Source organism: Pseudomonas sp. 2995-3 (assembly GCF_002742565.1).
In the GTDB taxonomy this organism is placed as follows: domain Bacteria; phylum Pseudomonadota; class Gammaproteobacteria; order Pseudomonadales; family Pseudomonadaceae; genus Aquipseudomonas; species Aquipseudomonas edaphica.
Genome location: NZ_LJSB01000125.1, coordinates 219,242 through 239,735 on the forward strand (window position 1 = coordinate 219,242; position 20,494 = coordinate 239,735).

The window sequence follows — 20,494 nt, forward strand, 5'->3', positions numbered from 1 at the left end:
AGGGTGTGTGTCAGCCTTAAGGGCCGACACCCCTCGGATCAGTTGCTCTTCACGGCATAGTCCGGCTTTTTGTCATTACCCGGAATGTACGGGCTCCACGGTTGGGCGCGGATCGGCTTCTCGGTCTGCCATACCACCGAGAACTGCCCGTCGGCCTGGATTTCACCGATCATCACCGGCTTGTGCAGGTGGTGGTTGGTCTTGTCCATGGTCAGGGTGAAGCCCGACGGCGCGGCGAAGGTCTGGCCGGCCATGGCTTCACGGACTTTGTCGACATCGGTGGATTTGGCTTTCTCAACCGCCTGTGCCCACATATGGATGCCTACGTAGGTGGCTTCCATCGGGTCGTTGGTCACGGCTTTGTCCGCGCCTGGCAGGTTGTGGGCTTTGGCGTAGGCCTTCCAGTCCGCAACGAATTTCTTGTTCACCGGGTTCTCCACCGACTGGAAGTAGTTCCAGGCCGCGAGGTTGCCCACCAGTGGCTTGGTGTCGATGCCGCGCAGCTCTTCTTCACCCACCGAGAACGCCACCACCGGTACATCGGTAGCTTTCAAGCCCTGGTTGGCCAGCTCCTTGTAGAACGGCACGTTGGAGTCGCCATTCACGGTGGAGATCACTGCGGTCTTGCCGCCGGCCGAGAACTTCTTGATGTTGGCGACGATGGTCTGGTAATCGCTATGGCCGAACGGGGTGTAGACCTCTTCAATATCTTTATCCGCTACGCCTTTGGAATGCAGGAACGAACGCAGGATCTTGTTGGTGGTGCGTGGGTACACATAATCGGTGCCGAGCAGGAAGAAGCGCTTGGCGCCGCCACCTTCTTCGCTCATCAGGTATTCCACGGCCGGGATCGCCTGCTGGTTAGGCGCCGCACCGGTATAGAACACGTTCGGCGACATCTCTTCACCTTCGTATTGCACCGGGTAGAACAGCAGGCCGTTGAGTTCTTCGAACACCGGCAATACCGATTTACGTGACACCGAGGTCCAGCAGCCAAACACCACGGCAACCTTGTCCTGGGTCAGCAACTGCCGGCCTTTTTCGGCAAACAGCGGCCAGTTCGACGCCGGGTCCACCACCACCGGTTCCAGCATCTTGCCGTTCACACCGCCCTTGGCGTTGATCTCGTCGATGGTCATCAAGGCCATGTCTTTAAGCGAAGTTTCGGAGATTGCCATGGTGCCGGACAGCGAGTGCAGGATGCCGACCTTGATGGTCTCTGCGGCCTGGACGGTCCAGGTCAAACCCATGGCGGCAATGGATGCCGACAAAGTGAAAGCCTTGATCAAGCTACGACGCTTCATGGTGCGATCTCCGTAAACCGATAGTGTTGTGGGGCAGATACACAGGGCTTTGCAAAGGCTGTGCCTGCGCCGTGCAGTACCGGTTTCAGGGCGCTATGGCGCCAGTCGCTGTCGCATGGCGCACCAGTGTGGCGCCGCTAAAGCGGCCCCGTGCAGGGCAAGCCTCAAAACGGGGCATCGCGTGAGGGCGGACTTGTTGGGGTGCCTATTTGGCACCCCAGGTCGCCTGCCATTGCCGAAGATGGGCTTTATGGCCGCCAATCCTGGCGCCATGAAGCCTGTCATAGGAAGGTGATGCGATGGCACGAGTCAAACGTGGCTGGTTTGGGGCAGACCCCAAGCCAGAGGTGGAGTTGCCCCCGGTTGGGCCGGGGTTTGTCAGCATGGATGATGCGGCCCGGTATGCCCATCACCAGATGGGTGGCACGCAGGACACGGAGTATGGCGGGGTCATTATGCAAAGCCTGGCCGACGATCTGTTTTACGCGACCGACCCCATTGAGGGCGGCGAGAATTTTTTTGATGTGGGCACGGTTCTCAACGAGGACAGTAATAAGCGGCTCCTGCATCCCGAAGGCTATCGGTGCGTGGCGGAGTATCACTCGCACCCGGACTTTTTCACCCAGTACAAAAGCAACAACCCTGAGCTTTCAGATCGTCAGATCAAGGCGCTGAACAGCTTTTATTCCGAGCCTGACTTGATCGGCAATATTCTGGATCCGGTATTTTTCAGCGCCTTCTATGTGTCCGGCCCTGATGGTTCGTTGTTCAAGCACGTCCCCACCCGTTCGGAGGCCGAGCGGCGTTTTGCCGTGTGGCTGCGGGACAAGGAACCGTTCGGCAGGCCCGAAGGCTATGACGGTGTGGTGGAGAATCTATTCAAGAAAGTCGCCAGCGTCAGCCAGCTGTCGATTGTCGTGTCCAACGCCGTGTGGGGCGGCTCTACGGGAGAGGTGCCCCACACATGGACGCCCTACCGGGCCTTCAAAACCAAAACCCAGGAGCTGCCGCCCTGTGGCCCCGTGCAGGCGAGCCTCACCGATGCGCTCAGCCACGCTCGGGCGCGTTTGGCCGCTATGCCAGGGGCGGCCCAGTATGTGTTCCTGCTCAAGCATGATACCCAGGACTTGTATGGGGTGACCGAGCCTTCTGGCACGGTCGACCGCCAGCCCTCGGTGCAAGAGGTTTTTCCCAAGGACATGGACGGCAAACATCGCCTGCCTGCGCATTTTCACTTGATCGGTATTTGCCTGGGCAAGACGGGCTATGCGGCATTGGCCCAGACCCGGCAACCATGGCTGTACCGCAATTTCTTTTCACCCCCGGAACTGGTCCGGCACCTTTACCAGGGGCGATTGGTGCCTGAACTGCTCAAGCAGTCCGGGCTGTCGATATTTCTTAACACCGAAGATGGCGCGGTGTTGCGCTACACCTGTTCATTCTCGGCTATCGAAGCGCAGCTTTATCGTGTTGAGCCTGACGGCGCGATTGTGGATAACCAAATCGATTCGACCTTGATCGCCGGCAGCCTCAAACCGAGTGAGTTCGTGCAGCGCCTGGCGGCGGCGGGACAATTGACGGTGCTCAAGGCCAGCGCTCCCGGCAAGGGCAGCCAACTCTGGGACAAAACCGGCACGGTCGAGGCGAACTGGCGACCCTTTTCTGGCATTCCCTTACCGGTGTTCAGTCCGGCCTTTATCACCGCCGATGATGCGGCGCGTTGGGCGCATGCGGTGATCGGCCAGCGTCGTGACATTGAGTATGGTGGTGTGGTCTTCAAGCGCGGCAATCGCTTCTACGCCACAGATCCCATCGCAGGAGAGCGCGTTCAATTTGATCACGGGCGCATGTTGGCCCGTGACAGTGAGGGCAAGTTCATCGCCCCTGATGATTACCAGGCCGAGGCCTTTTACCACTCTCATCCCGCCGATGCTGAGGGCATCAAGCGCGCACTTCCACACTTCACGGCGGACCAGGTGCAGGTGTTCAACAACTTCTATTCCGGTGCCGATCAACTCTTCAGCTTTGAAAAAAGAACGTTCGCCAAAGTCCACTATTTGTCCGGGCCAGATGATGTGCTGCTCAAGTATGTCAGCAGTGGCTCGATCGCTGAAAAAACGCTGGACCTGCAACTGCGCGGCGGGCCGGGTGAAACCAGCAGTGATTTCGAGCATCCCATCCGGTTGCTGGCTGCGGCGGGTGAGTTGTGGGCAGTGATTGCCAACCCGGTATGGGGAGGCGTTCGCGGGCGTATAAGCAACACATGGCGGATCAGAACGCCGGCGACCCTTGCACCGCAACAACCGTTTTTTACTCAGGTGTTTTCACGGCCTGAGCTTGCGGTGTTGCGTGCACTTTCGCTGGCGGGGAGCGAGGGCGGCCGGTGTGGCTTTGTACTCAAGCACTCCCGTGATGACGCGTATGTTGCGACGTTGGCACTGCCCAAGGGTGATCCACTGTTTTCGCCAAACCTGGTGTTTCCAAAACGCCCAGACGGCAAGCTGCGCTTGCCTTCGCAATTTCGGCTGGAAGCCATTTACTTCAGCAGTTGGTACGAGACCGGCGAAATTGCCGCCCGGGAAACCTGGCTGGCCAGTACGTTTTTCACCCCGGCGCAGGTGGTGGCCGCCACCCGTCAAGCGCGCGCAAGCCAGGACATCCAGAACCCGGCCCGTGGGTTGTCGCTGTACATGCTGGCCTCGGATTCATCGCTGTTGAGCTTCAGGGTGCCCGCAGCCACGAACACCACCGATCTGGTGCGGGAAACCGACACGGGCGAGCTAAACGATAACGGTGCTCAGGCGGCCATGCTCACCGGTACGTTGAGCCCTCGGGCTTACGTGCGCAGGGTTATTGCGGCGACGGACCTTTCGGTGGTGCAGGCCGGAGGATTGTGGCGCAAGGTCGGGAGGGTAGATAACCGCTCGAACCTGATAGAGTCGTTTTACAAGGCAACCCTTAGCCGTTCGTTTCTCTCGGCGCGCGATGCCGCGGTGTATGCCCATGAGCAAATCAACAACTGGCGTGGCGGCTACTACGGCGGTTATATACTCAAGGGCGAAGACGGCCGTTTTGTTATCACTGAGCCAGTGTCCAGTGCGGCCAACCCATTTGCCTTCACTCTGTTTTTTCCACGCGACGGTAACGGGCCGTTGATCCCGCCGGAGCCTTATGTGTTGCATGCTCGCTACGGTTCCCATACCGCTCTGTCGATGGTGAGCCCGTCCTGGGTTGCGCGGCGCGGCTGGACGCATGAGGAGGCGCAGATCAACCTGCAAGTGTTCTCCGATGATGAAATGTACTCGATCATTCCGGCCGGTCGCGTGGCGTACCTGTCGGGAGCCAGTGATTGCCTGTTGGAGTACACCCCAAATCATTCGGCGCAGGAACAGTTGCTGCTGGCCAATATCGGCCCGCAGGCTGGCGACAACAGCCTCGGCAAGCGCCTCGACAGCGGGCAGATCCGGCCGGCCGACTGGGTCCGGCGGCTGGCCGAGGCGGGGGACTTCAAGATCATCCTGGGCAACCCGTTATGGGGCCAGCGTTCGGTGGTCTACAACGACTGGACGCCTAACTATTCCTACGCACCAAGATCGGGCCCACCTGACTACACCACCTACGGTGCCGTATTTGCCAGTGCCGATGAGGCGGCCCGTAACCTGCACGGACGCGTGCATGCGCGCAACTTCGCGCAGGCGGCCTGTTTTGCTTTCATCCTCAAGCATAGGGACAAGGAGCAGTACATCGCCAGTGAGGTAGTGGGCGTTGTCAGTGAGAGCGAACTGTTCAATCTCAACAGCCTGTTTGAACTTAAGCCCGAGGGGGGTTACCAGCTACCCGATGGTTTTATATTGCACGGGCTGTTTCGCTCGCAGCAATGGTCACGTGCCGGGCAAAATACGTCGAACGCCTGGTTGACGCTGTTTTTTGTCACGCCAACAGTATTGTTCTCTGCTCTTTTTGCCGCTATTCGGAGTGGCCCGAGCAACCTGTCGGTGTACTTTTCCACCCTTGATGGCGCGCTGTTGCGGTATGAGCCCCCGCGGCTTGACGTCAAAAGTGGCGGCCCGGCAGATACATTGCTGACGCAGGCGCAGCAAGCATTGGACTCCGGCGAGAAGACACCCCAGAGCTTCCTTAGTGAGTGGGCGCTGAAGGGAATGCTGCATGTGGTACGTACCAGCCAGTTCTGGGATAAAAAAGGTCAGGTCGCCCCTAGCTGGAGCAGTTACGCAACCCTGACACCGCGGCGTTTAAGCCCCTGCTTCGCGAGTGCTGACGATGCAGCCCGCTACGCAGCTGCCAGGGTGAACAACGGATACTATCGGCGTTTTGCGGGGGTGATACTCAGGCTGGGAAATGGTCTGTTTGTCTCGACTGAACCACTGGCGCTTCCACCTCAAGGGTTGGCATTACACTGGATATACCCGGATCGGGCTGCTGATTTAGCGCTTTACCCTCAGAACAGTACGATTGTTGCGCGCTATCGGTCTTTGATAGATCAAGAGGGGCCGTTGTTGTTGTCCGTCGCCCAAAAAGCCATCTATAAAACCATGATACCGACTGCGGTATTGTCAAACCTGTTGCGTCGTGAGGCCCACCTTAACCGTGAATATGTGTTTGGCCCCAGTGGCTCGATCCTCAGTTACCACCTGTCGAGCTCTGCCGAGGAGGAGCGACTCAAGGATCGTCTCGCGCCACTTAACAAGGTCAAGGGTGATTACGGTGACAACAGTATTGAGCAGCAACTTCGCAGTGGCACGCTCTCGCCGCAGGACTTCATCACCGAGGTGGTGAAAGCCGGCAATCTGAGCGTGATAGAAGGCGATGGGGTATGGGGCCCGCCCAGGAAGTTGGTGGGGGATTTTGTGGCGAATATACCGCCAACCCATCCTGGGGATATTCGCGCTGTGTTCATGGACGCGCCCTGCAGCCCGATTTTCACCCGGGCGGTCGATGCCGTTCGTTACGCTCAACGCCTATGGAAGCCTCAAACCGAAGTGGCCTTCGGTTACGTACTCAAGTCGGCTAACAAACCGTTCTATAAGGCAACCCTGGCGCTTGTCAGAGACGACTTTGCTGATTTTAAACAGGTCTTTATCGACGGCCAATTGCCGCAGGGCTATGTGTTTGATGGTTTGTATCTCTGTGCTTCGACCGTGGCCATCGCCGGTAGCAATGATGAAATGGCGCGCAGTTTTTTCCCGCCCCAGTACATCGCCAAGGCACTCAACGTTGTCACCTATGCACGTAACGGCAGTGCTCCGACGCTGTATCTGTTGTGCAGCGACGGTGCGCTGCTCACGTATGAGTTTCCCAAAACGGCGCCGTTGTACCCATGGACGAGCAAGGCACATATCGAACGCACACAATTGCTCGATGGCTCCCTTACGGTACGTGATTATGTGCGCCGCCTTGCGGGCGCGGGGAAGTTGTACATTCGGGTGACCAGTGAGGTCTGGGGTAAGAAAGAGAGGGTCACTGAGCATTGGGAGCCGAATGAAGCGCCTCATGCTTTCGCCGACGATCCGCATTTTCATTCGTTCTGCGGCCCGCTGTTTACTTACACCGATGATGCGGCCCGCTATGCACAAGGCTTGGTTGCACCGTTCAAGGGCAAGCAGTACCTGGGCGCTGTGCTGGTGCCGGGGCAAACGCCGGGGTACGTCGCGCTCGACCCGGTGGAAGATCAGGGTACGGGAAGTACCAGTACCCTGGAATTGTTGTTCTGGGCTGATCATGCCGGGTTTGATGTACCGCCTGAAAATACACTGAGTACCTACAAAATCGCCGCTGTGCAGGCGTTCTATAAAGCCATTGCGTCGACGTCCAGCTTTGAAGCGATAGATAAAGAACTCTTGGGTAACTTCGTTGCCAAGGACGATCTTCACGACTACGTGTCGGTAGCCAGGGCGAATGCCCCTGACGCCGAGAGTTGTTATCTGTCCTGCCGCAATGGTGCGCTGCTCAAGTACGTACCGGCGTTTACGGCATCTGAAGACCGATTGCTTGCCCCGGGTATGGCACCAGTGCCCCGTGTGTTCGTCGCGCGATTGCGAACCTTGGGCAAATTGTCAGTGCTGGTCACCGATGCCTTCTGGAGAGTTGCAGGGCCATTGGGTGAGGAGTGGAGCGAGGCAGAGCCGGAACCCGAAGAGTTCTGGTATGAACGGAATCGGGACGAACTCTGAGTTCAGCGCTTACGCATCAACCCGATAAAAAACAGCCCGCCAATCGCCGCCGTCGCCACGCCAATGGGCAAGTCTTCGGGGGCGATCAGGGTGCGGGCGGCGACATCAACCCACACCAGGAACAGGCTGCCCAGCAACGCGCACACCGGCAATAAGCGCCGGTGCTCAGCGCCCACAAGACGCCGCGCAATATGCGGCACCATCAGCCCGACAAAGCCTATGGAGCCGCTGATGGACACCAGCACACCGGTCATCAACGACGCCACCAGGAACACCTTCAAACGCACAGAACGTGCGTTCATGCCCAGGGTCACGGCGGTCTGTTCGCCGGCCATCAATGCGTTCAGCGGCCGCGCCATGCCCACCAGTATCAACAGCCCCAGCAGCACAGTCGCAGTGGGGATCGCCAACAGTTCCCAGCGCGCCAGGCCCAGGCCGCCGAGCATCCAGAACATCACCGCCGAGGCGGCGCGATGGTCGCCCATGAACAGCAGCAGGTTGGCCACCGCCATCATCACGAATGACACGGCTACGCCGCACAACAGCAGGCGATCACTCTCCAGGCGGCCGTTACGACTGGCCACGGCCAGCACCACCAGCATGCTCAGCAGCGCACCGATGAAGGCGGCGATAGGTAAGGTCAGCAAGCCGACGACTTCCCCTACGTGCAACACCACGATCACCGCGCCGAGAGTGGCGCCGGAGGTCACGCCGAGCAGGTGCGGGTCGGCCAGCGGGTTGCGCGTCACCGCCTGCAACACGGCGCCGATCAACGCCAGCCCGGCCCCGACCAGTGCGCCAAGCAACATGCGCGGCACGCGGATCAACCAGACGATATGTTCCTGGCCGGTGCTCCAGTTGACGTCACCGAGGCCGAAGGCCTTGTTGAGCAGAATCCGCCACACCACGTCCGCCGGCACCCGCGCCGAGCCAAACCCCAGCGAGATCACGCAAGAGACCAGCAACAACGCGCCAAGCGCACTCAGCAGCAGAGCATAGCGGCGGCTGATCATTCGCCGTGGAACCCTTTGGCCAGGGTTTCCACCGCCAGCACGTTGTCGATGCCTGGCGTTGCCTGCACATACGGGATCACGATAAAGCGCTGATTCTTGATGGCGTCCACCGACTGCAACGCCGGGTTATCCAACAGGAATTGTTCTTTTTGCGCGGCGGTGATTTCGCTGTAGTCGACAATCACGATCACCTGCGGGTTGCGCTCCACGACTGTCTCCCAATTGACGCGGGTCCAGCTGGCGTCGATGTCATCGAGGATATTGCGCCCGCCTGCGGCGGTGATCAGCGCTTGCGGCATGCCCAGGCGGCCAGAGGTCATGGCGCGGTCTTCGCCGCTGTCGTAGAGGAACACCCGAGGCTTGTCGGCGGGCAGGTGCTGTTGCACCTCGGCCACTTGCGCCTGCATCTGCGCGATCAAGGCCGTGGCGCGGTCCTGCACGTTGAAGATCTTGCCCAGGTTGCGCAGGTCGTTATAGGTGTCGTCCAGGGTCGCGGCCGGGCGCTTCATTACGAAGGCGCAGGACTCGGTCAGCTCGTAGACGTTGATGCCCAGTGGCTGCAAAGTTTGCGGCGTGAGATCGCCGCCCACGCGCATGCCGTAATCCCAGCCGGCGAAGAAGAAATCCACGTTGGCGTTGAGCAGGGTTTCCACCGACGGGTACTTGCTCGCCAGCTCCGGCAGGCCGACGAGAGTGTCGGCCATTTGCGGCGTCACCGACTTCCAGCCGGTGACGCCACTGTAGCCGGCCATGTGATCCTTGAGCCCCAGGGCGAGCATCATTTGGGTCATGTTGATGTCGTGGCTGACCGCGTATTTCGGCGCTTCCTGAAAGGTCACGTCGCGGTTGCAGCTTTTGACGGTCACCGGGTAATGGGTGGCTTCGGCAAACGCTTGGGCAGTGCCGAACAACAACGCGAGAGACAACAGGGAGCGCAGGATCATGGTTGGGTTATCCAGGTGATTCGGGGGTAGCCGGCCAAAGGGTGAGCGTCGATCAAGGCTTCGACGCCGAAGACATCACGCAGCAACTCGGCGGTCAGCACTTGGTGAGGCGTGCCGCTGGCGACAATGCGCCCATGGTTGATCACGTATAAACGGTCACAGAAAGCCGCGGCCAGGTTCAGGTCATGAATGCTGGCCAGGGTGCCGATGTTCAAGCGCTTGACCAGCCGCAGCAGCTCCAACTGGTAGCGTGGGTCGAGGTGGTTGGTCGGCTCGTCGAGGATCAACAATTGCGGCTGCTGCGCCAAGGCGCGGGCGAGGATCACGCGCTGCTTTTCACCGCCCGAGAGCGTGGCGAACGCGTGGTCTTCAAAGCCGTGCATACCGACCGATTCCAGTGCCTGCCGGATGAGATGCTGGTCGTGCAGTGTGTCGCCATCGAACAACCCCTTGTGGGGCGTGCGGCCCATGCCGACCACTTCGTCGACGCGCAAGCCGAAGGTGTCCGGGAACTCCTGCAGCACCACCGCGATGCGTTGTGCGCACCATTTTGCGCTTTGTTTCCACACATTCTGGTGTTCGAGCAGCACGTCACCGCGTTCGGGTTTGCTGAAGCGATAAGCGCAGCGCAACAGGCTGGTCTTGCCGCTGCCGTTAGGGCCGATCAGCCCGACAAACTCGCCCGCGCCGACCTGCAGGCTGGCATCTCGCAGCTGGAAGCGATGATTGCAGTGGTCGTGGCCGGGTGGGGTCCAACCAAGGTCGGTGAGGGTGAGTGAGGCCATCAATATTCTCAAGTTCAACACAGTAAATTGTGGGAGCTGGCTTGCCTGCGATAGCGGTGTATCAGGCAGACCGCTATCGCAGGCAAGCCAGCTCCCACACTAGTCCATGTGTTTCAGTTAGAAGGTGTAGTCCGCCGTGACGAAGAACGAGCGCGGCTCCCCGAGTATCCACTGTTGGCCGTTGTTGTACTGGCTGACGGCGTAGGTGCGGTTGAACAGGTTGTTCAGCTCAAGGCCCAGGGTGGTATTGCGCATGGCCTTCCACGATACGCTGGCGTCGGCCACGGTGTAGCTCGGCACTTCGCTGCTGTTGGCGGTGTCGGCATAACGGGCGCTGACGTAACGCACACCGGCACCGGCGCGAATGTCATCGGTCACCGCCTTGCTCAACCACAGGTTGGCGGTGCGGTTGGGCACGTCCACCGGGCGGTTGCCGTCGCGGGAAACAGCCTGGCCGTTGACCACTTCGGAAAAGTCGTCGTACTGCGCCCGCACAATGGCCGCATTGGCTTGCAGCTGCCAGGCGTTGGGCAGTTGCAGGTCCAGGCTGGCTTCCAGGCCGTTGGAGGATTGCTGGCCGACTTGCTCCTTGAGGGTGGTGCCGGGGATGCTCACCAGCAGTTTCTTTTTGACGATGTGATAGGCCGCCAGGGTCCATTCACCACGCGAGTCCCAGAACGCCTGCTTGAAGCCGATTTCGGCCTGTTTGGCGGTGGACAAACCAAACTGCTGCTGGCTCGGGCTCAGGCTGATCAGGCTGCCGACACCGTCGGTGCTGGTGGCGTACTGGCCGTAGACCGAAGTGCTCGGTGTGATCGCGTAGACCAGGCCGGCTTTCCAGTTGTTGCCGGTCAGGGTCTTGTCGGAATCTGTGTTCGCAGCCGTCAGATCATTGCTATCGATGTGCAGGTAGTCGCGGCGCGCGCCAGTGATCAACGAGAGTTTATCGGTCAGCTGCAGGCGGTTTTCGGTAAAAGCAGCGAGCTGTTTGGTGGTGCTGACCGACTGCGCAATAAACGGGCTGTCGCTCACAAACGGCTGCGGCACCGGGTGCTGAATATCCACGGGTTGGCCGCCGCCCGGCACGTCGTTAAACGGCGCGTTGCTGGCCAGGCGGAAGCGAATGCGGTTGTATTCGACGCCCGTCACCGTCTGGCTGTCGAGGCCCAACAGCGTGTGCTTGAAGGTGAACGTCTGGCGGTCACCGACCTGTTCCTGGTTGTGCTTGATGCCCAGGTAGTCCTGACGTACCAGGCCGCCATTCACAAAGTTATAGCTCTCGGCGTTCTGCCAGCGGCGCTGGTTTTTCAGGTACGACAGCTCGTTGGTGGCGGTGACGTTATCGTTGATCTGCCACTCGCTGGTCAGGCGCGTCCACTGGTCGTTGTAGTGCTGTTTGTCGTCGCTGACGTTGTAGTTCTTGTCGCGCAGGCCTTTGTGCAACTGGCCGTTGATCAGTGGCGTGCCGTAGTAGTTCTGCGGGCTCTGGTCGCCATAGTCGTGGGCCAGGGTGAAGCTCAGGGTGTCGGCCGGCTGCCAGCGCAGCGCGCCGCTGACGAAATCGCTGGCGGAGTCGCCGCGTGCGATGAAGCCGTTGCTGCGCAGGCGGTTGACGTTCAGGCGGTAGCTCAGTGTGTCAGTCAGCGAGCCGCCGCTGTCCAGCGCTTGCTGTTGGCGGTCATAGGAACCGTAGCCCAGGCGCACATGGTTTTCGATTTCGCCGGTGAACGGCTTCTTCGCAATCGTATTGATCACCGCGCCGGTGGCGCCCTGGCCGTACATCACCGAGGCCGGGCCGCGCAGCACATCCACGCGCTCAACCGACCAGGTGTCCACCGGGAAGGTGGAAGTGCCTGCGCCGTCGAACATGCGCTGCCCGTCGTACAGCTGCAGCACCGAACTCTGCCCGGTAAAACCACGGGCCTGCAACGACGTGCCGCCGTCGCCCGGCGAACCGGTGCGGCTGATGCCGGTGGCGCGGGAGATGGCGTCCTGCACACTGGCGTCGCCGCGCTCGCGGATCTTCTCGCCGGTCTGGCTCTCGACACTGCCCGGGGTTTGCAAGGCCGTGAGGTTCAAGCGCGAACCGGCGGTGGTCGGCGTGTTCAGGTCAACGCGCTCGTCATCCACGGCGGGCGCGGTCACGGGGCTGGCGGGCAGAGTCAGGGCCTGGGCGCTGTTATGCAGGGCGAGCAGGCACAGGCCGGACGCGAGGTACTTGTTCATCGGTCGATCAATCGCTTCTTGAGAGGGGTGCTCACCGCAGGGCGCGGCGAGCAACGATAACGCAGAAAGTGTTATAAGTTAACACTTATTGGCTGCGCGACAAAAGTCGCGCAAGGCTACAGAAGGCCTCTGCCGTGGGCATCTCGCTTGCTTCATGCAGAACCTGAGGCAGATTCACGTTGGTTGAAAAGGCGCGCCAGCACCAGGCGATCCAGCGCCCACACCACGATCAGCGATGCACCCACCAACGGGAAAATGATCGCCAGCGCGAACATGATCACCATCGCGGTTTTCCACTTCGGCAGGTCATGGCGCAACGGCGGCACTCCCAACCCACCGTGTGGCCGACGCTTCCACCAGATCAGCACGCCACTCACCGCGCTGAGTAAAATCATCAGGCAAATCACCAGCACGATCAGTTGATTGACCCAGCCGAACATCTTGCCTTCATGCAGCATTACACCGGTTTCGGTGGCGCGTGCGACGAGGTTGTAGTGTTCCCAGCGGACATCGGCGAGCACTTTGCCGGTGTACTGGTCCACATGCAGGGTCGCGTCATTGCGTGGGTCGTTGGCGAACACCGCGACAGTAAACACGCCTTCGGCAGTGGTGGGGAACGTGATGCTGTAGCCGGGTTCGACCTTGCGCGCGTTGGCCAGGTCGACCACTTGTTGCAGGCGTACCGTCGGCGCGGCGGGACCTGAATGCATCGCACCGTGGTTCATATGTTCGGCGTGGTCGCCGGACATGGGCATTGGCGTGTTCTCCATTGCCCATGGCACAGTCTGCTGGCTGGCCGTATTGAGACTGCGCGCTTGCTGGTCGGACTGCGGCACGTTGTTCCACATCGCTGCGGGAAACTTATTCCACAGCTCGGCGTATTGTTTGCCCCAGAAGCCGGTCCAGGTCATGCCGCTGAGCAGCATCACCAGCAAAAATGCCGCGCCCCAGAAACCGGCGACCGCATGCATATCGCGCCAGAACACTCGGCCACGGCTGTTGAGCCGTGGCCACAACACGCCCGCCGAAGACTTGCCGCGTGGCCACCACAGGTACACGCCGGATACCACCAGCATCACGCCCCAACCGGCGGCGAGTTCCACCAAACGGTCGCCGACGGTGCCGATCATCAGCTCGCCATGCAGTGCGCGGGCGATGGCTTGCAGGTTGTATTGGGCATCCTGTTCACCGAGGACGGTGCCGCGATACGGGTCGACGAATACCGTCACTTCGCGGCCATCGTTGTGCATCACGAATTGCGCGCTGCTGGTGGCGTCGGCGGGTGGCAGGTATTTGCTGATTTTGCCCTGGGGAAAAGCTGCCTGGGCGCGTTGCAGTTGTTCGTCGGCGCTGAGGGCGTGCTCGGCGCTTTGCACGTTGAGCAGGTTGCCGTACATCAGCGGGTCGAGCTGGGGTTTGAACAGGTAGATGATGCCGGTGAGGGCCAGCAGCACCATGAACGGGGCGACGAAGAGGCCGGCGTAGAAGTGCCAGCGCCAGGCCAGGTTGTAGAAGGAAATTTTTGGGGTGGTCATCATTAGGCTCCGCAAGGCTTTAGATATTTTTGTCTGTCAGGCCGCTATCGCAGGCAAGCCAGCTCCCACATTTGGAATGCATTTCCCTGTGGGAGCGGGCTTGCCCGCGATGCTTTTAGAAGCTCATGTCGACTTTGGTCCAGAGCGTACGCCCCGGCTCCTTGATGGCTTGCGGGTCGTTGGCCGGGTAGCCGAAGCCTGCGTTACCCGCCAGGTTCAAATGCTCGGCATAGGCTTTGCCGAACAGGTTGTCGACGCCCGTGCTGACCTTGAAGTTTTTATTGATGCGGTACGCCGCGTTCAGCGAGAACACTCCAAAACCGCTGCTTTTGTCGAAGTCCTTGCCGACCACGTTGCCCTTGTTCTGGTCGATGCGGTTTTGCGCCGCGACCACACGCCACAAGGCGCCGGCGCTCCAGTCGTCCTGGCTGTAGGTGAGGCCCAAACGCGCGTCCAGCGGTGGCATCTGCGGCAGCGCCTTGCCGTCGCTGGTGTTCTTGCCCCAGGCGTAGGCGAGGCTGGCGTCGGCTTTCCAGTGCTGGGTCAGTTTGTACGCTGCGCCCAGTTCACCGCCCATGATGCGCGCGTCGACATTGCGGGCCTGGGACGTGGTGCCCATCATGCCGGGCTTGTAGTCGAACAGGATAAAGTCCTGCACCCGGCCGATATAGCCCGAGGCCCAGGCTTCAAGGTCGGCGGTTTTGTACTGCGCGCCGAAGTCGAGTTGGGTGGTTTTCTCCGGCTTGACGCCGTCGAAGGCATTTACCGAACCGACCGCGCCGGTGTTGGGCGAAAACAGCTCCCAGTAATCCGGGAAACGCTCCGAATGCCCGAGCCCTGCGTAGACGGTGGTGGGTGTGTCAGCCAGGTCGTGCTCATAACGCACAAAGCCCGATGGCAAGGTTTCAGCGCGAGTGTTGTCGGCGGTCGGGTTGGGGCGCGCCATCATTCCCGAACCGGTGGTTTGGCGGAAATCCTTGGCCGAGGCGCGGTCCAGGCGGGCGCCGGTGATCAGCCGATCGCGGTCGGCGGCGTACCAGGTCAGCTCGCTGAACACGCCGTAGTTGTGGAAATTGGCATCCTTGACCCGTGGCAGTTCCTTGTAGGTGTCGATGCCCATGCTGCTGCGCTGGCGATGCTCGTTGGTCTGCGCATCCAGGCCGCTGATCAGTTGCACATCGGCCCAGCGCCAGGTCGCCTTGATGCGTGCACCCAGGGTGCGGCGGTCGACGTTGGAAGCCATCGGCCCGGCCATCATGCCGGTGCCCGACGGCGTACGCAGGCTGTAGTTGTCCATCACATGGTCGGCGTAGTTGTAGTAGACCTGCGCTTCGACCTTATCCAGTACCTCACCGATATTGGACTTTTCAAACCGCAGCCCCAGGCTTTCGCGCAGAAACTGCGAGCCATCCATGCCGCGCCCGGCGTAGCGCGCTTCGCCATCGCCACGGCCGGCAGTGAGCTCCAGCAGGGTGTCGGCATCGGGGGTGAAACCGACGGCCACGTCGCCATTCCACTTGTCGTAGCGCGAGGCGACGGTGTTGTTATTGCCGTCCTTGTAGTCATCGGCGTGGGCCTGATTGCCGATCACCCTTACATAGCCCAAAGGCCCACCGGCAGCGGCATCGACCACCTTGTCGAAGCGCCCGTTGGAGCCGGCCAGCACACTGGCATTGACCCGTGTGCCCAGCTCGCCGAATTGCTCGGGCTCGCGGTCGAACAGGATGGTGCCGGCTGACGCGCCAGGCCCCCAGAGCACGGTTTGCGGGCCTTTGATCACGGTGAGCTTGTCGTAGGTTTCCGGCGAAATATACGAGGTGGGCGCGTCCATCCGCCCTGGGCAGGCGCCGAGCATCATGCCGCCATTGGTGAGGATATTCAGGCGTGAACCGAACATACCGCGCAGCACCGGGTCGCCATTGGTGCCACCGTTGCGCACCAGCGCGAAGCCGGGGATGGTCTTGAGGTAGTCGCCGCCATCGCTGGCGGGCACCGGTTGGCGTGGGTCTTTGGGGTTGGTGACAACGGTCAGCGGTGAGCTGGGGGCGATTGCGGTGATCACCGTGGGGCTCAACTCATGATCTTCAGCCTGCGCGTGTGGTGCCAACAGCGCGCCACACAGAACGGCGAGAACGGGGGTACATCCCAATCGGGAGTCAGCAGAAAACCTGGACATGACAAATTCCATCAATCAATCGTAAACAACACGGCCAGCAGCCTGCGGCTGTCTGTCTAAAGTCGGCCGGTGTGAAGTGATGCTGTGAAGTGCTTACGAAGCGATAGGTGGGGCGCGGCTGCGGGCGCCAGGGAAGATGCTCTGCCGGGCGTGGCCCAGGCGGGTGGCGGGCGTCAGGGCATTCGCCGGTGGCGGGGTGCCGAGGCTGACATGGGACACGCTGCCGGGCAGGGCCGGGCAACTGAAGAGCAGGTCGCAATAACCGCACTTTGCCCAGAGGGCGTGGTGTTCGCTGGGAGCTGGCGTGTGCTCGCCATGGCTGGTCGACGGCATGTCCATGGACATTTGCATCGACATACCGGCGTGATGATCCATCGGCATCGCTTGGGAAATCAGCGGACCGATAAAAATCATCAACATGGCGAACAGGCTGATCCAACTGCCGCGCGCCAGGCTCATGGGCCTGCGGCGGTGTGGCGACAACCTGGCGCGAGGGGCGCCCATTTACGTTGGCCTATTGGGCGTGCATATGCTCGTGGCCGGCCATCGGCGGCGCTTTTTGTACCGAGACTTCAACCTGCACCGCGCCGGCTTTTTCGAAGTTCAGGGTGAGTGGGAAGTGTTGGCCGTCGCGCAGTTGGCTGCGGTCTTTCAGGTCCAGCAGCATCACGTGGTAGGCCATCGGTGCGAAGGTCAGATCACCTTTGGCCGGTACGGCAACGGTTTCCACCTTTTGCATCTTCATCAAATCGCCCTGCATCACATGCTCATGCAGCTCGGCTTTGGCCGCCACAGGCGTGTCGACGCTAAGCAAACGATCAGCGCTTTCGCCCTGGTTATGAATCACAAAATAGGCAGCGACAGTCGGCGCATTCGGCGGCAATTCCTGGGACCAGGGATCGCTGACCAGCAGGCTGCCGGCCTTGTAGTCATCGGCATTGGCAGCACTGAACACCGGCAGCAACAATGCAGCCAGCAGCAGGGAAGATTTAAGCATGGCAGTTCTCCAGAACGGTTCTAAACGCAGTTCACTTGCGAAGAAATCAGACCGTTGGAGAGGCGCGGGGGTTAAGACTCGGCCATTGCTGGCGCGGGGTAGGGGCTTGCAGTGCGGGCGGCGACAGGCCCGGCACGGCATCAAAACGTGTGACATACAGCTGCGGCACATGCCCCGGCAACGCCACTAATGGCGGTGAGCCCGAGCAACACCAGCAATGCTGCATGGCGGAATGATCTTCCTGGGGCGGCGTCGGGATGTCCAACTTGCCCAAGGCAATGGTCTTGAGGCTGGCGCCATTGGAGGAACAGAAACTGCCCCACAGCAATTGCTGCACGGGGTCTTGCGACTGTTGCATCGCGCTGGCCAGCGGCATGGCAAAGGCGTTGAACAGCACTGCAAAGCAGGCGATCCACACAATTGCAAAGCGTTGACGGGCCATGGCGGACAATCCGTAGGGTTAAGCGATCAGGTGGGTATTTAGCCTGATCGGGGGGCATAAGTAAAAAGCGGCGGTGTGGTTTGGTGTCGCAGTGGTTGCCTTCATGATAGCCGGGAACCACGGATTGCCAATTTTACCGACGGGTCGCGATCTCCAGCGTGACGCTGAACCCTGTGGGAGCTGGCTTGCCTGCGATGCGGACAACTCGGTTTTCCTGCAGTACCGAGGCGATGCTATCGCAGGCAAGCCAGCTCCCACAGTTTGGTGTGTGTTTGGCTATGGCTTGGTGTTGAGCTTGCTGATTGCACGAGCAATGCCCTGCTCATGTAGGCCGCTTCTAGTTGAGCCTCTACATAACCTAAGTGTAGTGGTCGTCTACGGAAACGTCCGACAGGGATTTAAGGTTGTCCCTAGGAAGGTGGAACTCTAGTCTGTGTACGCCGCTGCACACGCAGCGGTCGGGCGTCGCGGCCCGGATTGATTAAGCATTGCCTCCTTTCAGTTGACGCTTTTTTATCGTCTACTGTGCGGCGCTATGGTGGCTGTGCGCGGGATACCTTCGGGTATGCCGGTTTCCTTAATCTCCGGTCCGCGAACCTGCGCACAGCTGCCACCCTCCATCGCATCGCGGCGATCAGTGGCGGCTCCATTTAGATTAAGGAAATTCACAATGATCAAACCCACCCCAAATCCCCCCGTACGGCTATTCACCGTAGCCGATGGAATCAGCACCGAAGACCTGCTGGTCAACCTCAGCGAAACACTCGCCTCGGCCAATGCGCTGAGTTGCGACCTTGCGTTTGACCTGGATGGCCCGAAGCGAGAGGAATTGCTGGGCGTTGCGCAGTTGATTGAGCTGGCGCAGTTGCTGGCTGAACGCGTGCATGAAGGCATAGGGCAGTCGACGGCAGCAGCCTGATAATGCTCCAAGTGTGGGAGCGGTGGTGTTTAGAGAGTGCTGGTTGCCTGTAGCACCGCAGCCACGTCGGTGAACTCTCGATCTACCTGCGCCAACACCGGCCGCTTCAACACCAACACCGGCACGCCACGCTCGCGTGCCACTTCCAGCTTCGGCTCGGTCGCCGCACTGCCGCTGTTCTTGCTGATCAACACATCAATTCCACGCCGTTCAAACAACGCGCGCTCGTCCTCAATCAGAAACGGCCCACGCGCGCCGATGACTTCACAGCGCTCATTGCCCGGATACACATCCAGTGCGCGCAGCGTCCAGAATTGATCGGCGGGGATTTCGTCAAGGTGCTGCAACGGCTCACGCCCCAAGGTGAACAACGGACGTTTGAAGGGTTTCAAGGCTTCGATCAGCTCAGCCCAATCCCCCACCTCGCGCCAGTCATCACCCGCCTGCGGCTGCCACGCCGGGCGCCGCAACGCCCAGCAGGGAATGCCGCACATTTTTGCCGCCGTGGCAGCGTTCTGGCTGATCTGCGCCGCGTACGGGTGGGTGGCATCGAGGATCAGGCTGATCTGCTCATCGCGCACAAATTGCGCCAAGCCTGCATGCCCACCGTAGCCGCCGACGCGCACTTGGCAGGTGAGGTCAGTGGGCACGCGCCCAACCCCAGCCAGGCTATAGATATGCTCCGGCCCCAGCGTGCGGGCGATGGCCAGCGCTTCGGTGACGCCGCCCAACAACAGGATGCGTTTCATAGCGGCTTGACCACGTCCAGCAAGGTGATCGGCAGCGCCTGGCGCCAGGTGTCGAACTCACCCAGCGGCTGGGCCTGGGCCACATGGATGCGCGTCAGCTCGCCGCCATGTTGCGCGCGCCACGCCATCAAGGTCATTTCGCTTTGCAGGGTCACCGCATTGGCGACCAAACGCCCACCAGGGCGCAGGTGCTGCCAGCAGGTGTCGAGCACACCGTCGCGGGTGACGCCGCCGCCGATAAAGATCGCGTCCGGTGCTTCCAGGCCGAGTAACGCGTCCGGCGCCTTGCCTCGAACCAGTTGCAGGCCGGGCACGCCGAGGGCATCGCGGTTATGTTCGATCAGCCCTTGGCGACCTGCGTCGGCTTCAATCGCCAGTGCGCGACAACTCGGATGCGCACGCATCCACTCGATGCCGATGGAGCCGCTGCCCGCGCCCACGTCCCAGAGCAATTCGCCCGGCATTGGCGCGAGGCGGGCGAGGGTCATGGCGCGTACATCGCGCTTGGTCAGTTGGCCGTCATGTTTGAAGGCCGAATCCGGCAGCCCGGCGAGGCGTGACAGGCGCGGGGTGTGGGCGTCGGCCAGGCAGTCGATGGCGACGAGATTCAGATCCGCAACCGAAGCGTGTTGCCAATCAGCAGCCAGCCCGTCGATGCGCTGTTCATCTACGCCGCCCAAGTGTTCAAACACGCTCAACCGGCTGAACCCGAAACCGGACTCGGCTAACAGCGCTGCAATCGCGGCAGGGCTGCGCCCATCATTACTCAGCACCAGCAACCGCACGCCAGTGGCCAGGTGCGTATTAATCGCCGCCAATGGCCGCGCCACCAGGGATAAGGTCACCACCTCCTGCAACGGCCAGCCCAAACGCGCCGCGGCCAACGACACGGAGGACGGCGCCGGTAAAATCAGCAATTCCTCAGCGGCCACCTGTCGCGCCAGGCTGGCACCTACGCCATAGAACATCGGGTCGCCGCTGGCCAGTACGCAGACCGGCTCGCCACGACTAGCCAGCACCGGCTCCAGGGAAAACGGGCTTGGCCATAGCTGGCGCTCGCCACGAATACACACCGGCAGCAGGTCCAACTGGCGCTGGCCGCCTATAATCCGGGTGGCGCGCAACAGGGCATGCCGGGCGTTTCTGCCCAGCCCCTTGAAGCCGTCTTCACCGATGCCTACAACCGTCAGCCAGGGCGACATAAGAATTCCTT

The 20,494-nt window shown here is 60.8% G+C and carries 14 protein-coding genes; 2 read left to right on the forward strand and 12 right to left on the reverse strand.

What is annotated here, in order from left to right:
• Positions 1-38: 38 nt before the first annotated feature.
• Positions 39-1,304: an urea ABC transporter substrate-binding protein gene (urtA, locus tag AOA62_RS06075; protein WP_017136771.1), complete on the reverse strand. Its 1,266-nt coding sequence runs from the start codon at positions 1,302-1,304 to the stop codon at positions 39-41.
• A 299-nt stretch (positions 1,305-1,603) separates the two neighbouring features.
• On the opposite strand from urtA, the gene AOA62_RS06080 reads away from it, so the two are divergent.
• Entirely contained in the window at positions 1,604-7,495 is a 5,892-nt protein-coding gene (locus tag AOA62_RS06080; RefSeq protein ID WP_099548122.1) for a DUF4329 domain-containing protein, read from the forward strand.
• 2 nt (positions 7,496-7,497) lie between these two features.
• On the opposite strand, the gene AOA62_RS06085 is transcribed toward AOA62_RS06080, so the two are convergent.
• From AOA62_RS06085 to AOA62_RS06125, 9 genes are all read right to left on the reverse strand, one after another.
• On the reverse strand, positions 7,498-8,508 hold the full coding sequence (locus tag AOA62_RS06085; RefSeq protein ID WP_017136769.1) for an iron ABC transporter permease: 1,011 nt from the start codon (positions 8,506-8,508) through the stop codon (positions 7,498-7,500).
• Complete coding sequence (locus tag AOA62_RS06090; protein ID WP_017136768.1) at positions 8,505-9,452, reverse strand: ABC transporter substrate-binding protein; 948 nt, start codon at positions 9,450-9,452, stop codon at positions 8,505-8,507. Before AOA62_RS06090 ends, AOA62_RS06085 begins: the two co-directional genes overlap by 4 nt.
• Positions 9,449-10,237, reverse strand: a complete 789-nt coding sequence (locus AOA62_RS06095; RefSeq protein WP_099548123.1) for an ABC transporter ATP-binding protein — start codon at positions 10,235-10,237, stop codon at positions 9,449-9,451. The genes AOA62_RS06090 and AOA62_RS06095 overlap by 4 nt, the downstream gene beginning before the upstream one ends.
• Positions 10,238-10,354: 117 nt before the next feature.
• Entirely contained in the window at positions 10,355-12,463 is a 2,109-nt protein-coding gene (locus AOA62_RS06100) for a TonB-dependent siderophore receptor (protein WP_099548124.1), read from the reverse strand.
• 152 nt (positions 12,464-12,615) lie between these two features.
• Positions 12,616-13,998, reverse strand: a complete 1,383-nt coding sequence (locus tag AOA62_RS06105; RefSeq protein ID WP_099548125.1) for a PepSY domain-containing protein — start codon at positions 13,996-13,998, stop codon at positions 12,616-12,618.
• 115 nt (positions 13,999-14,113) lie between these two features.
• A complete protein-coding gene (locus AOA62_RS06110) occupies positions 14,114-16,174 on the reverse strand; it encodes a TonB-dependent copper receptor (protein ID WP_026013683.1) in 2,061 nt (686 codons plus the stop codon).
• 93 nt (positions 16,175-16,267) lie between these two features.
• The gene (locus tag AOA62_RS06115; protein WP_017136763.1) at positions 16,268-16,678 is read right to left on the reverse strand and encodes a DUF2946 domain-containing protein; all 411 of its coding nucleotides are present in this window, start codon (positions 16,676-16,678) and stop codon (positions 16,268-16,270) included.
• Positions 16,679-16,688: 10 nt separating this feature from the next.
• Positions 16,689-17,171, reverse strand: coding sequence for a copper chaperone PCu(A)C (locus AOA62_RS06120; RefSeq protein ID WP_099548126.1), 483 nt, complete (start codon positions 17,169-17,171; stop codon positions 16,689-16,691).
• A 46-nt stretch (positions 17,172-17,217) separates the two neighbouring features.
• A complete protein-coding gene (locus AOA62_RS06125) occupies positions 17,218-17,613 on the reverse strand; it encodes a DUF2946 domain-containing protein (RefSeq protein WP_068931263.1) in 396 nt (131 codons plus the stop codon).
• 670 nt (positions 17,614-18,283) lie between these two features.
• Between AOA62_RS06125 and AOA62_RS06135 the strand changes: the two genes are divergently transcribed.
• Positions 18,284-18,532: a DUF6124 family protein gene (locus AOA62_RS06135; RefSeq protein ID WP_099548128.1), complete on the forward strand. Its 249-nt coding sequence runs from the start codon at positions 18,284-18,286 to the stop codon at positions 18,530-18,532.
• A 29-nt stretch (positions 18,533-18,561) separates the two neighbouring features.
• On the opposite strand, the gene AOA62_RS06140 is transcribed toward AOA62_RS06135, so the two are convergent.
• Both AOA62_RS06140 and cbiE read right to left on the reverse strand, forming a co-directional pair.
• Positions 18,562-19,281, reverse strand: coding sequence for a cobalt-precorrin-6A reductase (locus AOA62_RS06140; protein ID WP_099548129.1), 720 nt, complete (start codon positions 19,279-19,281; stop codon positions 18,562-18,564).
• Positions 19,278-20,483 (reverse strand): precorrin-6y C5,15-methyltransferase (decarboxylating) subunit CbiE, encoded by a 1,206-nt coding sequence (gene cbiE, locus AOA62_RS06145; RefSeq protein WP_099548130.1) that lies wholly within the window; start codon positions 20,481-20,483, stop codon positions 19,278-19,280. Before cbiE ends, AOA62_RS06140 begins: the two co-directional genes overlap by 4 nt.
• Positions 20,484-20,494: the final 11 nt, after the last annotated feature.